A 15,253-nucleotide genomic window follows, 5' to 3' on the forward strand; every position below is an offset into this window, starting at 1 on the left:
GGCTTCAGCCGCGATGGGGCTTTGCCGGTAGAGCCCTTCGCGGCTGAAGCCGCTCCTACGGGTAATGCCTACTTACCTGCGGGCGCTGAGGATCGGCGTCAGGTAGTCGGTCGTGCCCTCGATGCGCTGCAGCGACGGGTAGCGCAGGCCGCCGTGGTAGTCGATGCTCAGGGTGCGGTACACGTCCATGTCCTTGACCAGCAGGCGGATCGGCTGCCTGCCGTCCTTGGCCGCGCGCACCGCTTCCTCCAGTTCGTCGGCGCTGTACTGCAGGTCGTTGACCGCCAGTACCTGCATGCCGCTGCCGAAGCCGGCGTTGAAGGCGGGGCCGTCCCAGCGCACTTCGCCGATGCGGCCGCCGCTGTCCAGCGACATGCCCAGCGAGTAGATGAAGCTGGCGCCGCGGCCCTTCATCATCGACTTGTAATAGGCGCTGGGCTTTTCGCTGTAGACCAGCTTCCAGCCGGACGCCTCGATGCCGCCGGTGAGGCTGGCGCGGTGCTCGACGCGGTCGCGCAGGAACTGCGTCCAGTCACCGGTGGGCTGCACCTGTTCCAGGGTCGCGGCGACGTCTTCGAAGGTATAGGTGTCCGGACGTTCCCACTGGCCGTCGTTGACGCCGAAAAAGGCTTTGGCGAAGTCGTCCAGGCTGCGCTTGCCCTTGCTCAGGCTGCGGATGCGCACGTCCGCTTCCAGCCACAGCATCTGCCCGCCCTGGTAGTAGTCCTCGCTCATCTGGTAGCCGCGGTAGGGCTTGGGCTTGCGCCGCGCGATCACCGGGTCGTTGGTGGTGTCGCCCAGCGAGCGCCACGCCAGGCCGGGACGGTTGTCGGCGTAGGTGGCCGCGACCTGCGCCAACGCATCGCGCGAGGCGTCCATCGGGCGGATGCCGGAACGCGCGGTCAGCACGTTGCCCCAGTACTGGGTCTGGCCCTCGTACACCCACAGCAGGCTGCCCTGCATCGGCACGTTGTAGTGCAGCGTGGCCAGGTCGGCCGGGCGCCGGTACTTGCCGTCCCAGGAATGGGTGTACTCGTGGCCGAGCAGGTCGCTGCTGCCGACCTTGGCATCCCAGCCGCTGAAGTAGTCGCGGTCCTCGCTGTTCTCGCTGGAGCGCTGGTGCTCCAGACCGATGCCGCCGAGCTGGCTGGTCACCGCGAACAGGAAGTCGTAGTGGTTGTAGTGCTCGGCGCCGTACAGCCTGCGCGCCTGCGTCACCAGCGCGCGGTGCTGTTCGATGTGCTCGGGCTTGGCTTCCAGGTCCTTGGCACGGTCGGCGAACACGTTCAGGCGCACCGGGCGGGTGCCGGCCGGGGCCAGGTCGAAGGTCTTGTGGTAGCGGCCGGCGAACACCGGCGAGTCCACCAGGATTTCCAGGTTGGTCGGCGCGTAGTGCACGGTATCGCCGTCGCGGCGCTCCACGTCCAGCGCGCTGGCCGCTTCCCAGCCCTGCGGGTAGCGGGCGCTGGCGCGGTAGGTGATGGCGTGCGCGGCGTGGCCGGCCGGGTACAGCACCATCGCGATCCACTGCAGGTTGAGCATGTTCGGCGTCATCACCGTGCGCCCCTGCGCCGAATCGGTGGGACTGAGGAACTGGTAGTCCATGCGCAGCTCGCTCACGCCGGCCGGCACCTGCACGTTGAAGGTGAAGACATCGAGCGGGTCGCGCGTCCATTCCAGGCGCTGGCCGTTGCCGGTCACGACCAGCCCGGCCAGCTTCTCGATCGCGCCGCTGGCGGCATGGTTGCCAGGCAGCCATGCCGGGTAGTGGAAGCGCTGCAGGCCGGGCTGCACCGGCACCGTCTGGCGGATTTTGAACACCCGCTGGCCCAGGTCGGTGGCATCCACGTCCAAGGTGATCGTGCCCGGGTAGGCCGCTTCGCTGATGGCGACGCCGCGTGCGTCGGTATTCGGCACGTCGGGGGCGGCATGCGCCAGGCCCATGGCGGCCATCAGCGCCAGTCCCAGCATGGCGGGGCGGATTGCGTGCATCGGCGGATCTCTCGTCGGTTCGGATCCGTCGATGATCGCCGGATCCGGCCGACGCCGCACGGGTCGTTCGGCATGTGTCCGGAACGACGCAACCTGGCCCCGAGCCGGATCTACCCCCTCATCCGGCACGCGTCGTGCGGACAGGGGAAAACCGGCTCCGGCCCCGTTCTAGGCTCAGGTCCGCACGAAGATCTCCACGCGCCGGTTGAGCTGGCGGCCGCCGGGGTTGTCCCTGCCATCCACCGTGTTGGGCGCCACCGGCTGCGACTCGCCATAGCCGCGGGCGCTGGCGTCCTGCGCCACGCCGCGCTGGCGCAATGCCGCCACTACCGCCAGTGCACGGCGTTCGGACAGGTCCTGGTTGTAGTCGTCGCTGCCCTTGGCGTCGGTATGGCCGCGGATTTCCATCGCGCTGCCCGGCACCTTTCCCAGCGCGGTGGCCAGCACGTCCAGCATCTTGCCCGCGTCGGCCCGCACCTGCGCCTTGTCGAAATCGAACAGCACCTTGTCGCTGAGGGTGACGACGAAGCCGCATGGCGCGCCGGAGGGCCTGAATTTGTCCAGCGGCGGGAAGCGCCCGGCCGGCGGCAGCGGCGGCAGCGGCGCCATGCGCACCTCGCGCGCGACCGCGCCCACGGTGCCGGTGCCGTCGCCGCGGTTCTCGGCGATGCCTTCGGGCCCGCCGATCCAGCGCCCCGAACCATCGGCGCGCACCTCGATGCTGCCTTCCTCGCCCACCCACCGGCCCGAGCCGTCGCCGTGGTTCTCGATGCTGCCGAAGTCGCCCACCCAGCTGCCACCGCCCTTGCCGTCCAGCGCGATATGGCCGAACTCGCCGACATAGGTGCCCGAGCCATCGGCCTTCACCTCGAAGGTGCTGGCGCCGTTGACGATGCGGCCACTGCCGTCGGGGTTGACCTGCACCACGTCCTCATCGGTCACCGCCAGGCCGCTGCCGTCGCTGGCGACCTCGAACACGCCTTCCTTGCCGATGCGCCGCAGGTTGCCGGCGGCATCGACATTGGTGAAGCCGCTCTCGTTGACCAGGCCGCCATCGGTGGCGCAGTTGGCCGGGCGCACGCTGATGCCGGCCACCGGGTCGATCAGCGCCTGCATCGAGGCTTCCAGCTGTTTCTGCGCCGGGCCGCTGCCGACGAGGCTGGGCACCATGATCGGCGGGATCGCCGGGAACTCGAAGCCGCCATCGGCCAAGGACGCTTCATCCGGTTTCGTCGCCCCCGCCGCCGACGCGGCCGCTTCCTGTTGCGTGGATGCCGGTGGCGATGGCGGGCTGCATGCCGACGCCAGCAGGGCCAGGCAGGCCAGCGACAGGTTCTTCAGGCGCATGCGGCAACTCCTCGGGATCTCGGCATACTTTCGGCGAAAACACATTCAAGTCCCGTGACTGGCGGCCTCAGGCTTCGTCCAGCGCGGCGAAGCTCCCGGCCAGGTGATCGAGGAACAGGCGCACCGAGGGCAGCAGGCCGCGCCGCGACGGGAATACCGCGTGCACGATCTCCTTCGGCGGCGCCCAGTCCGGCGCCACCCGCAGCAGGCGTCCGTCCTGCAGCGCGTCGCGCACCACCATCGCCGGCAGCTGCGCCACGCCCACCCCGGCCAGCGCGGCCTCGCGCAGCGCCGCCATGCCGCGGGTGACCAGCCGCGGCGCATGCGGCACATCGGCCACCGCACCATCCGGCCCCAGCAGATGCCAGGCGTGCTCGCCCTGCGGCACGCCCAGCGCCATGCTCGGCAGCAACGGCAGGTCGGCCGGGCCGTGCACCGGGCCATGGCGTTCCAGCAGCGCCGGCGCCGCCACCAGGCACTGCGTGCGCTCGGCCAGCACCTTCAGCACCAGGTCGCTGTCTTCCAGCGGCGGCGGCCGCACGCGGATGGCCAGGTCGAAGCCTTCGGCGATCACGTCCACGCGCCGGTCGGTGGCCTCCAGATGCACCTGCACGTCCGGGCATCCGGCCATGAAGCCAGCCACCATCGCCGCGACGCGGAACTCCAGCAGCATCGTCGGGCAACTCAGGCGCACGATGCCGCGCGGCGAGGAACGGGTCATCTCGATGGATTCGGCCGCCGCCTCGGCCTCGACCAGCATCGCCCGGCAATGCGCGTAGAACGTCTGCCCGACCTCGGTCACCGAGAAGTGCCGGGTCGAACGCTGGATCAACCGCACCCCCAGCCGTTCCTCCAGCAGCGCGATGCGCCGGCTCAGCTTGGACTTGGGCTCGCCCAGCGCGCGTCCGGCCGGGGCGAAGCCGCCGTGCTCGACCACCTTGGCGAAGTAGTAGAGGTCGTTCAGGTCCTGCATCGCAGGCATCCATCGTTCACCAGATGGGACTATGAGACCACTTTTCGCCGGCTACCGGGTGCAGCGTTCCACGCCTATCGTTTGCCCATCGCCGGCGCCCCCCGCGCCGCCCAAGGAGCAGACACATGAAGAAGATCAGCGGCCTCTACAGCGCCCCTCGCCCGCACTGGGTCGGCGACGGCTTCCCGGTCCGTTCGTTGTTCTCCTACAACACCCACGGCCGCCAGCTCAGCCCGTTCCTGCTGCTGGACCATGCCGGCCCGGCCGAGTTCGCGCCGGCATCGACCCCGCGCGGCGTCGGCCAGCACCCGCACCGTGGCTTCGAGACGGTCACCATCGTCTACGACGGCGAAGTCGCGCACCGCGATTCCACCGGCGCCGGCGGCGAGATCGGCCCGGGCGACGTGCAGTGGATGACCGCCGCCTCCGGCATCCTGCACGAGGAGTTCCACTCCGAAGCCTTCACCCGCCGCGGCGGCCGCCTGGAAATGGTGCAGCTGTGGGTCAACCTGCCGGCCAGCGACAAGATGGCCGCGCCGGGCTACCAGAACATCACCAATGCCGACATCCCGGTGGTGCCGCTGGCCAGTGAAGCCGGCACGGTGCGCGTGATTGCCGGCGAATTCGGCGGCCAGCGCGGCCCGGCCCGCACCCACACGCCGATGGACGTGTGGGACCTGCGCCTGACCCGCGACCGCCATGCCACGCTGGATTTCGCCGAAGGCCACACCGTGGCGATGGTGGTGCTGCGCGGCACCGTGCTGTTCAACGGCAGCCAGGTCGCGCGCGAAGGCCAGATGGTGCTGTTCGACCGCAGCGCCGGCCAGGTCGAGCTGGAAGCCAATGCCGACGCCACCGTGCTGGTGCTGGCCGGCGAACCCATCGACGAGCCCATCGCCGGCTACGGCCCGTTCGTGATGAACACCCAGGAAGAACTGGCCCAGGCGATGGACGACTTCCGCAGCGGCCGCTTCGGCAGGATCGCCGCCTGACTGCCACCGCCGCACCGTCGGGTGCGGCGGCTCCTGCACGGCCGAAGGCGCAGGCAGCGGCACGCATCGACGATGCCGCTGGCCCCGCGGCGCGGCTGACCTGATCGACGGCAGGACGCACGCGATCCGCGCTTCAAGGTGCATCGCCCTTCGCGCGGAAGCCCGCGCCGTTGCGGGCCGCTGCCCGCCCGCAGCGGATCGGCGGGCATGCCCTCCAGCACCTGGTCGAACCGATGCTTCCAACCGGTGCAATCGCGGCGCCGAAGGGCGCTGTGGCGGCTTGCGGGCGATGAGCCCCGGCCTGGCGCCGATAGCCATCCTGACCCTGCTGCCGAAGGGCGTGCGGCAGCTGGAAGCGAACCTCGACCGAAGCTACTGGTCCGCACCCTCGGCCGATTCCATGCACCGCCCGGGCATCGACCTGCTGGCGTGGATGCGGGTGCCCGGCGATACCGTGTCCACGGTGGGCGCGCTGATGCCGGTCCGCCGTTCTGTCGCTGAAAGCACTGCCCTGGAAATGCGCTCCGGCCGCCCCCGGCTCATCCGTGCAGCCACGCCGCGCGCACGGCCGGCGCATGGAAGCTCCACGCCAGAAACCGACTCTGCTTGTTGCCCTGCGCCATCGGCACCTCGCGCACCTCGGCGACACCGGCCTTGGCCAGTTGCCGGTGGAGGTCGGCCAGATGCTCGCGTTTGGCGACCAGCGAACTGAACCACAGTACCTGCGCCTGCACGGCCACGCTCTCGCGGATCATGCGGCGCAGGAACGAAGCCTCGCCGCCGGTGCACCACAGTTCGTTGGCCTGCCCGCCGAAGTTCAACGGCGGCGGCTTGCCGCGCGCCGCGGCGGTGTCGGCGCCGAGGTTGCGCCGCTTGCGCTGGCTGCCCGCCGCGGCCTCCTTGGCCGAGGCATGGAACGGCGGGTTGCACAGGGTCAGGTGGAAGCGGTCCTGCGGCTGCACCAGCCCGGCGAACAGGCTGCCGCGCGCATGCTGCTGGCGCAGTTCGATCGCCTGTTGCAGGCCATTGGCGCGGACATTGGCGCCGGCACACTGCAGGGCAACCGGTTCGATATCGCTGCCGACGAAGCGCCAGCCGTACTCCGCATTCCCCAACAGCGGATAGATGCAGTTGGCGCCGACCCCGACATCCAGCGCGCACACGTCCGGCCCGCGGGGAATCGCACCGTTGTCGTCCGCCGCCAGCAGGTCGGCCAGGCCATGCAGGTAGTCCGCACGGCCCGGGACCGGCGGGCACAGGTAGCCGTCGGGGATATCCCAATGCGCGATGCCGTAGTCGCTGGCGAGCAGCGCGCGGTTGAGTTCGCGCACCGCAGCCGGATCGCTGAAATCGATGCTCTGCCCGCCGTCCGGAGTACGGCGCAGGTGTGCGCGCAACGCCGGGTTGGCCGCCACCAGGCGGGCCATGTCGTAACGGCCCTGATGGCGGTTGCGCGGATGCAGGCCCACGGCCGCCGGTGAGGGGCGCCGCTTTGCCGGGTGCGGAGGCGTCGGCATGGCCGGGCGGGAGTCAGCGGCTCGCGGCCGGCACCCCATCCTGCCCCTGGAAGCGCCGCAGCAGTCCATCCTTCCCGTCGGAGCGCAGGGCCAGCGCGGCGGCGATGGCCGCATGCGCATCGCGCTGTACGTCGGCCTCGTTGCGGCTGGCGTCGATCACCTGTTTGCCGGGGAAATCCAGCTGCTGGAAGATCGCCCGGCAGCGCTCCAGGTTCTGCGCCGTCTCGAAATGGTTGGGCACGTCGCCACGCGCGCGGATGCGCGCCAGCCCGGTGGCCGGCGGCAGGTCCAGCAGCAGCAGCAGGTGCGGGCGCGGGGCGAAATCGTTGAGCTGCAGCAGCTCGTCCACCGGCAACCCGGCCGCGCCCTGGTAGGCCACCATCGACGGGAAATAGCGGTCCAGGATGACCACCGCGCCGCGCTCCAGCGCCGGCGCCACGAGTTCCTCGACATGCTGGCGGCGGTCGCGCAGCAGCAGGTCCACTTCTTCCTGCGGACTCAGCCGGCCGGTCGCCGCCGATGCACGCAACTGCGTGCCCCACGGTCCGTTGGTCGGCTCCTTGCTCAGCACCACCTCGGCGCCCGCCTGCTCCAGCGCAGCGGCCAGCGCCCGCGCCAGCGTGGACTTGCCGGCACCGTCGATGCCCTCGATGGCGATCAACAGGCCGCCGGGAATGTGCTCTTTCGTCATCGCGGTACTTTAGCCGAAGCGGTCCGGCGCACCCACCCTTTCCCGGGCCTGCGGCCCGTGCGGCCGGTGACTACCGGCCCATGGCCGCCGGCGCGGCAGCTGGCACGCTGTCGGCATCCACGATCGGGAACGCGCCACCATGCCGTCAGCTGCAATGCGGTTGTTCGTACTGGGAATGCTGTGGGCCGCCGGCAGCGCCTGCGCGGCGCCGCCGGACGCGGCCACGCTGCAGGCCATCGAAGCCACCGCCTACGACTACATGGACGGGCAGCTGGAGGGCGACGTGGCGCGGGTGACGCGGGCGCTGCACCCGGACCTGGCCAAGCGCAACATCGTGGCCAACCCGAACGAGACCCTCGGGCTGGGGCGGATGAGCTCGGACGAACTGATCCGCTACACCCGCGAAGGCGCGCTGAAGACCCCGCGCGAACAGTGGCAGCGCACGGTGACGGTGCTGCAGGTGGACGAGGACATCGCCACGGTGCGGCTGGAAAGCCCGTGGTTCATCGATCACCTGCAGATGGGCCGCTTCGACGGCCGCTGGGTGATCGTCAACGCGCTCTGGCACCGGAAGCCGCGACCGCGCAGCTGAGCCGGTCCGCTCCGTCCAGCCCCCTCTCCCTTCCCCATCCCTACCAAGCGGGGCATCGCAGTTCGGCGCGCCACGCCTAAATCCGTGCTGAACAACATCAGCAAACACCGCTATCGTATGCGGCTTCCGTGAGCCGCCACCTTCAGCCACATGAGCCAGGCCGACGTTTCGCCCGTTACCGAGCAACAGGCTGCTGTTGATCAAGCCGCGCATGGACATGGCGCCTGCGAGAACTGCAGTACCGCCCTGCATGGCCACTACTGCCATGCCTGCGGGCAGTCGGCGCACAACCCGCTCAAGCACGTGGGCCATGCGATCGAGGAAGTGTTCGAGTCGTTCTGGCACCTGGACGGGCGCATCTTCCGCACCCTGCGCGACCTGCTGGTACCCGGCCGGGTGGCGGTCAACTTCCTCAAGGGCCACCGCGTGGGCTATGTGCAGCCGCTGCGGCTGTTCGTGATCCTCACCCTGTTCACCTTCTTCGTCGGCAAGCTGACCGTGCATGCCGATGACATGCGCATGAGCGGCGGCGACAACGCGCTGTTCGCCAGCGCCAGGACCGTGCAGGAAGTGGAGACGATGCGCGCCGCGCAGGTGGCCGAGATCGAAGCACAGCAAAGTGACTCGCCGACCGCCGCCGCGGCCTTCGCGATGGCGATGGCCGCGGTCAACACCGCCGCCGCGCAGCGCGCGGCCGAACTGGAGCAGCAGGCGCACAGCACCACCAGCGCCGCCATGAACCGCGCCGCGCAGGCGGCGGGCCGTGCCAGCGGGGACGGGTATGGCACCTTCTTCGCCCACGACATCAACGGCAAACCCTGGGACCCGGACACCAACCCGGTGGTGTTCTCCAGCATGCCGCAGTTCTTCAACAACTGGCTCAACCGGCGCCTGGCCAACGGCCAGGCCAATGTCCAGCGCATGGGCCGCAAGACCGACCTGTACGTGCAGGCCATCCTCACCGCGCTGCCCGGTGCGCTGTTCTTCCTGATGCCGATCTTCGCGCTGGTGCTGCGAATGGCCTACCTGGGCCGGGGCATCGGTTACCTGGAACACCTGGTGGTGGCGCTGTACAGCCATGCGTGGCTGATGCTGGTACTGCTGTCCACCTTCCTGACGATGGGCATCACCCATGCGGCGGGAAACCCGGTGGTCAATGCGCTGGGCAACCTCACGCTCGCGCTGCTTTGGGTGTCGGTGCCGGTGTATCTGCTGTGGATGCAGCAACGCGTGTACGGCGGCCGCTGGTGGGCGACGCTGCCGCGCTACGTGTTCATCGGCAGCGTCTATTTCTGGCTGGTGCTGTTCGTGGTGATGTACGCGGTGCTGGCGGGCGTATCGTCCTGACCGCCGGGGGCGCCCTCAGACCCAGCCCTGGTCCACCAGCTCGCGCTTGACGTAGGCGTAGAACACCGGCGCGGCGACCAGGCCCGATAGTCCGAACGCCGCTTCCATCACCAGCATCGCCAGCAGCAGTTCCCAGGCATGGGCGCGGATCTCGCCGCCGACGATGCGCGCGTTGAGGAAGTACTCCAGCTTGTGGATCACCACCAGGAACAGCAGCGCGGCCACGGCGACGTAGAACGACACCGACAGCGCGACGATGGTGATCACGGTGTTGGAGATGACATTGCCCACCACCGGCAGCAGGCCGGCGATGAAGGTGATCAGCACCAGGGTCTTGGCCAGCGGCAGGTGCATGCCCAGCAGCGGCAGCACGCCAAGCAGGAAGATGGCGGTGAACAGGGTATTGAGCAGGGATATCTTGACCTGGGCGAACACCACCTGGCGGAACGCGGTGGCCAGACGGCTGGTGCGGCCCACCAGCTCCCGCGCCAGCGGCCCCATCCGCGGCAGCGGCAGTTCGTCGTACAGCGCGATCATCGCGCCCAGCACCATGCCGATCAGCACGCGCACGCTGACCTGCACCGCCGAGGTGCCGGCGACGCCGAGCTGGCGGCGGTGTTCGGCAACCCATTCGTTCACCCCTGCGCGCAGCGCCTGCATGTCCTCGGGGATATAGGGCTGCAGCAGCGCCGGCACCTGGTGGCGGGAAGTGTTGAGGATCTCCATCAGCCGCCCCAGCAGCGCGTCCGGGCCGCCGGTCTCGTTGCGGAAGAAGGAGGCCACCGCGACGATCGCCAGGCTGAGCAGGCCGACCACCGCCACCGACAGCACCACCACCGCGATCGCCCGCGCGCGGCCAGGGGGCAGCCTGCCTTCGACGGTCGAGGCCAGCACGTGGCTGAGGTGGAACACCAGCAGGCCGGACAGCAGGGTCACCACCAGCCCCAGCTCCAGCACCACCCACATGCCCAGCAGCATCAGCAACCAGGCGGCGATGCGCGACGGCGGCGTCGCTGGTTTCAGGGGAAGAAGGTCGGTCACGGCGGCGGGTCCGTCGAAGATGCGCCATGGTAGGCGATCGCAGTGCGGCCGGACGTGCCGATCCGGGGCTTCCAGATGCGCGATGGCCCGGTGCGCAGTGCGGCAGTCGCTCCGGCCCCGCCTTCAGTTGCCGGGCGGCGCCGCGCAGTCCTCCTGCCGCGCGCAGAACCGCAGCGCGCGGCGCCGCTGTTCCTCGCTCAGCTCCGGCGGCGGACGGGCGACGGCGGACTGGATCTGGTCGCGCCCGCCCGTCAGGTTGTGCAGCCCCTTGGCCGCGGCCATCAGCCCGTAGTTGATGCCCATCATCAGGTAACCGCCGCTCTGGCTGACCTGCTCGGGCGTGGGCGGTTCGCTCCACGAACGGCTGAAGCGGTTGGACTCGACCTTCACCGGATTGCGGAAGCGGTACAGGTCCAGCGGCTGGTCGTCCTCGGGTTTGAGCGCACGCACCTCCTCCAGGGTCCTCACCCCTTCGGCGGCCTGCGGCGTGGCGTCCGCGGCGGGCAAGGGATCCTCGACGGGCGGCGACGCCTGCTGCGCCTGCGCCGCGCCTGCCAGCAGAGCGCCAAGCATCGTCATCGACCGCCACCTGCCCACCTTCACCGTTGCCGCCTCCGTCACGCCCGTCGGGCCGGCAGTTTACGAACTGCCGGATTCGGATTTTGTTGGCGGGGAACGCCATGGCTTCGTGTCGCCATCCCGTGGCCTGCGCTGCGCGGGGCGCGGCAACATACGGGCACGTGGCGGCGCGCCGCCCAAGCCGGCGCCCAGAATGGCCGGGCGATGGCCTGCCCGCGGCCGGCACTGACGTCTCACGGGCTGAGACGGCTTTGTGCTTCCATGCCGTCCTTTGATCGGCAGTACCGGCATGGCGTTTTCCCTCGCTCCCCGCACCGAAGCCAGCGAACGGGCGCTGGCGACCACCGACGGCCTGCCCTCGCGCGATGGCGCGCTGCTCGGCCAGCGGCTGGCCCGGCGCTACGGCGACCGGGTGACCGGCAGCTTCACGATTCCCGGCCGCGAAGGCCGTTACGCGCCGATCCCCGACGACGTGCCCGACGCACTGAAGGCCGCGCTCAAGGCGCGCGGCATCGAGCAGCTGTATTCGCACCAGGCCGAAGCCTGGCACGCCACCCAGCGCGGCGAGCACGTGGCCATCGTCACCCCCACCGCTTCGGGCAAGTCGCTGTGCTACACCCTGCCGGTGGTGAGCGCGGCGATGCGGGGCAACGCCAAGGCGCTGTACCTGTTCCCGACCAAGGCGCTGGCGCAGGACCAGGTGGCCGAACTGCTGGAGCTGAACCGCGCCGGCGATCTCGGGGTCAAGGCGTTCACCTTCGACGGCGACACGCCCGGCGACGCGCGCCAGGCTATCCGCCTGCACGGCGACATCGTGGTCAGCAACCCGGACATGCTGCACCAGGCGATCCTGCCGCATCACACCAAGTGGGCGCAGTTCTTCGAGAACCTGCGCTACGTGGTGATCGACGAGATCCATACCTACCGCGGCGTGTTCGGCAGCCACGTCACCAACGTGATCCGCCGGCTCAAGCGCATCTGCGCGTTCTACGGCGTGCAACCGCAGTTCATCCTGTGCTCGGCCACCATCGGCAACCCGCATGCGCATGCCGAGGCGCTGGTGGAAGAACAGGTGCATGCGATCACCGAATCCGGCGCGCCCACCGGGCCCAGGCACGTGCTGCTATGGAACCCGCCGGTCATCAATCCGGACCTCGGCCTGCGCGCCTCGGCGCGCTCGCAGGCCAACCGCATCGCCCGCATCGCGATCAAGAGCGGGCTGAAGACGCTGGTGTTCGCGCAGACGCGGTTGATGGTGGAAGTGCTGACCAAGTACCTGAAGGACATCTTCGACAACGACCCGCGCAAGCCGGCGCGCATCCGCGCCTACCGCGGCGGCTACCTGCCCACCGAGCGCCGCGAAGTGGAACGCGCGATGCGCGCCGGCGACATCGACGGCATCGTCAGCACCTCGGCGCTGGAGCTGGGCGTGGACATCGGCGCGCTCGACGTGGTGGTGCTCAACGGCTATCCCGGCAGCGTGGCGGCGACGTGGCAGCGCTTCGGCCGCGCCGGCCGCCGCCAGCAGGCCGCGCTGGGCGTGATGGTGGCCAGCAGCCAACCGCTGGACCAGTACGTGGTGCGGCACCCGGACTTCTTCGCCAACGCCACGCCCGAGCACGCGCGCACCGCGCCGGACCAGCCGCTGATCCTGTTCGACCACATCCGCTGCGCGGCCTTCGAGCTGCCGTTCATGAGCGGCGAGCCGTTCGGCCCGATCGACCCGCTGGTGTTCCTGCAGGCGCTGGCCGAAACCGAAGTGGTGCATCAGGAAGGCGACCGCTGGGAATGGATTGCCGACAGCTATCCCGCCAATGCAGTGAGTCTGCGCGCGGTGGCCGATGGTAACTTCGTGGTGGTGGACCGCAGCGATGGCAAGCAGCAGATCATCGCCGAGGTGGACTATTCCGCCGCTGCGCTGACCTTGTACGAAGGCGCCATCCACATGGTGCAGAGCACGCCCTACCAGGTGGAGCGGCTGGACTGGGACGGGCGCAAGGCCTATGTCACCCGCACGCACGTGGACTACTACACCGACAGCATCGACTTCACCAAACTCAAGGTGCTGGACCGCTTCGACGGCAATGGCGCCGGGCGTGGTGATTCGCACCACGGGGAAGTACACGTGGTGCGGCGCGTGGCCGGCTACAAGAAGATCCGCTACTACACGCACGAGAACATCGGCTACGGCCCGGTCAACCTGCCCGACCAGGAACTGCACACCACCGCGGTGTGGTGGCAACTGCCGCAGGCCACGCTGCTGCGCAGCTTCGCGCAGAAACAGGACGCGCTGGATGGCTTCCTCGGCGCGGCGTACGCGCTGCACATCGTCGCCACCGTGGCGGTGATGGCCGACGCGCGCGACCTGCAGAAAGCGGTGGGCAACGGCGACGGCGCCTGGTTCGCGGTGGCCGACCAGGCCGGCCGCGGCCAGCTGCGCGGCAACGAGGGCGGCGAGGGCGCGCTGGAGCTGATGCAGAGCTTCGTGCCGACCGTATACCTGTACGACAACTTCCCCGGCGGCGTGGGCCTGAGCGAGCCGCTGTGGCTGCGCCAGGGCGAGCTGGTGCAGCGTGCGCTGGAACTGGTGGAGCGCTGCGACTGCAATGCCGGCTGCCCGGCCTGTGTCGGCCCGGTGCTGGCCGCGCAGGAGGAAGGCCAGGGCGAGACGCCGCGTTCGCTGGCGTTGAAGGTGTTGTCGCTGCTGTCCGACGCGCGTTGCGACCAGGTGCAGGCGGTCATGGCCGACGAAGCGGACGAGGCCCTCGACCTGCTGCCATGAGCATCAGCCTGGACAAACTGAAGGCGCTGCGCAGGCAGGCCGGGCATGCCGATGCCGCAACCGCCGTCGTGGGAGCGGCTTCAGCCGCGAAGCCACTACCGTCGGAAGCCGAGGCAATGCCCGTTTCTCCTTCGGAGGCATCGGGCGCTTCGCCGGCTTCGGCGGATTCATCGGCTTCGCGGCTGAAGCCACTCCTGCGACAGGCACCGGCGCATGGCGAAGCGCTGCCGGCATCGCCCGCACGCGAGGACTCGGTCTTCGGCTGGGTCGAGCAGATCCGGCACAGGCCGGCCACGCCGACACCCGCACCTGCGCCCCGTTCCCCGGGCAGGCCGCAGGACGTGCACGCCCTGCGCCGCCTGCTCGCCACCCGCAACCGCGCGGCGGCGCCCACGCCGCGCAACGACCACGACGGCCCCATCGACCGCGACCTTCCCGGCATCGAGATCGCGCCCGGCCTGCGCCTGATCGAAACCTTCCTGCCGCAGCCGCTTCCCGCGCAGCCGCTGTCGCTGGCTTTCAGCAAGCGCGCGGACGAAACCGTGCAGCCGCAGGACCTGCTGTTCTTCGACACCGAGACCACCGGCCTGGCCGGCGGCACCGGCACCCGCGCCTTCATGATCGGCGCGGCCGACTGGCATCGCGATGCGCGGCGCGGCGAAGGGCTGCGCGTGCGCCAGCTGCTGATGTCCACGATGGGCGCGGAGAGTGCGATGCTCGACGCCTTCGCCGCCTGGCTGGCGCCGACCACGGTGCTGTCCAGCTACAACGGCCGCTGCTACGACGCGCCGCTGTTGAAGACGCGCTACCGGCTGGCCCGGCGCGGCGATCCGATTTCCGCGCTGGACCATGTGGACCTGCTGTTCCCGACGCGCCGCCGCTGGCGTGGCACCTGGGAAAACTGCCGGCTGGCGACCATCGAGCGCCAGCTGCTGCGCATCCAGCGCGAGGACGACCTGCCCGGCTCCGAAGCGCCGGGCGCGTGGCTGGACTACCTGCGCGGCGGCAGCGCGCGCAACCTGCGCCGCGTCGGCGAACACAATCACCAGGACGTGGTGACGCTGGCGCAGCTGTTCCTGCGCCTGGTCCAGGCCGAGGCCGACGAACGCACACCGCCGCCCGACCATCAACCTGCTTCGGAATAGAGCGCGGCGAGGCCCCGCTGGAGCATCACCGGCCAAGCCCCGCCGGGCATCGCCCGGCGCTACAAACCAACGCGGCATGACCCACATGCAGAGCGGGGCAACGCCCCGCTGGAGCCTTCCCGACAAAGCCCCTCGCCGGGCATCGCCCGGCGCTACAGACCACCCCGACATGGCCCATGTAGAGCGGGGCAACGCCCCGCTGGCGCCTTCCCGCCAAAGCCCCGCGCCCGGCGGCGGCCCGCGCGACCGCCCCCC

Annotated in this window: 11 protein-coding genes and 1 pseudogene; 5 read left to right on the top strand and 7 right to left on the bottom strand. The window is 70.0% G+C overall.

The annotated features are described in order from the left end of the window. Nucleotides 1-72: 72 nt before the first annotated feature. The 3 genes from QMX80_RS14345 to QMX80_RS14355 all read right to left on the bottom strand — a co-directional run bounded on the left by QMX80_RS14345 (nt 73) and on the right by QMX80_RS14355 (nt 4,312). Nucleotides 73-1,971 (bottom strand): peptidase M61, encoded by a 1,899-nt coding sequence (locus QMX80_RS14345; protein WP_282277734.1) that lies wholly within the window; start codon nt 1,969-1,971, stop codon nt 73-75. A gap of 195 nt (nt 1,972-2,166) precedes the next feature. Next, nucleotides 2,167-3,339, bottom strand: a complete 1,173-nt coding sequence (locus QMX80_RS14350; RefSeq protein ID WP_282277735.1) for an OmpA family protein — start codon at nt 3,337-3,339, stop codon at nt 2,167-2,169. A gap of 67 nt (nt 3,340-3,406) precedes the next feature. Next, nucleotides 3,407-4,312: a LysR family transcriptional regulator gene (locus QMX80_RS14355; protein WP_282277743.1), complete on the bottom strand. Its 906-nt coding sequence runs from the start codon at nt 4,310-4,312 to the stop codon at nt 3,407-3,409. Nucleotides 4,313-4,437: 125 nt separating this feature from the next. Between QMX80_RS14355 and QMX80_RS14360 the strand changes: the two genes are divergently transcribed. Further along, nucleotides 4,438-5,304, top strand: coding sequence for a pirin family protein (locus QMX80_RS14360; RefSeq protein ID WP_282277736.1), 867 nt, complete (start codon nt 4,438-4,440; stop codon nt 5,302-5,304). A gap of 539 nt (nt 5,305-5,843) precedes the next feature. Here QMX80_RS14360 and rlmF read toward each other — a convergent pair. Together rlmF and tmk are read right to left on the bottom strand one after the other, a co-directional pair. Further along, nucleotides 5,844-6,821: a 23S rRNA (adenine(1618)-N(6))-methyltransferase RlmF gene (gene rlmF, locus QMX80_RS14365; protein WP_282277737.1), complete on the bottom strand. Its 978-nt coding sequence runs from the start codon at nt 6,819-6,821 to the stop codon at nt 5,844-5,846. A 13-nt stretch (nt 6,822-6,834) separates the two neighbouring features. Then, nucleotides 6,835-7,512: a dTMP kinase gene (gene tmk, locus QMX80_RS14370; RefSeq protein ID WP_082443499.1), complete on the bottom strand. Its 678-nt coding sequence runs from the start codon at nt 7,510-7,512 to the stop codon at nt 6,835-6,837. 154 nt (nt 7,513-7,666) lie between these two features. Here tmk and QMX80_RS14375 point away from each other — a divergent pair, with 154 nt between their 5' ends. Together QMX80_RS14375 and QMX80_RS14380 are read left to right on the top strand one after the other, a co-directional pair. After that, a complete protein-coding gene (locus tag QMX80_RS14375) occupies nt 7,667-8,104 on the top strand; it encodes a nuclear transport factor 2 family protein (protein ID WP_282277738.1) in 438 nt (145 codons plus the stop codon). A gap of 150 nt (nt 8,105-8,254) precedes the next feature. Next, on the top strand, nt 8,255-9,451 hold the full coding sequence (locus tag QMX80_RS14380) for a DUF3667 domain-containing protein (RefSeq protein ID WP_282277739.1): 1,197 nt from the start codon (nt 8,255-8,257) through the stop codon (nt 9,449-9,451). A 15-nt stretch (nt 9,452-9,466) separates the two neighbouring features. On the opposite strand, the gene QMX80_RS14385 is transcribed toward QMX80_RS14380, so the two are convergent. Then, nucleotides 9,467-10,492: an AI-2E family transporter gene (locus tag QMX80_RS14385; RefSeq protein ID WP_273085343.1), complete on the bottom strand. Its 1,026-nt coding sequence runs from the start codon at nt 10,490-10,492 to the stop codon at nt 9,467-9,469. A 123-nt stretch (nt 10,493-10,615) separates the two neighbouring features. Further along, on the bottom strand, nt 10,616-11,071 hold the full coding sequence (locus tag QMX80_RS14390; RefSeq protein WP_282277741.1) for a hypothetical protein: 456 nt from the start codon (nt 11,069-11,071) through the stop codon (nt 10,616-10,618). A 289-nt stretch (nt 11,072-11,360) separates the two neighbouring features. Between QMX80_RS14390 and QMX80_RS14395 the strand changes: the two genes are divergently transcribed. Both QMX80_RS14395 and QMX80_RS14400 read left to right on the top strand, forming a co-directional pair. Next, on the top strand, nt 11,361-13,853 hold the full coding sequence (locus QMX80_RS14395; RefSeq protein ID WP_282277742.1) for a DEAD/DEAH box helicase: 2,493 nt from the start codon (nt 11,361-11,363) through the stop codon (nt 13,851-13,853). A gap of 2 nt (nt 13,854-13,855) precedes the next feature. After that, a pseudogene (locus tag QMX80_RS14400) lies at nt 13,856-14,998 on the top strand (ribonuclease H-like domain-containing protein); the annotation flags it as partial. Between the last annotated feature and the right edge of the window lie 255 nt (nt 14,999-15,253).

The organism is Stenotrophomonas sp. PS02297, assembly GCF_029959705.1.
Classification (GTDB): domain Bacteria; phylum Pseudomonadota; class Gammaproteobacteria; order Xanthomonadales; family Xanthomonadaceae; genus Stenotrophomonas; species Stenotrophomonas nitritireducens.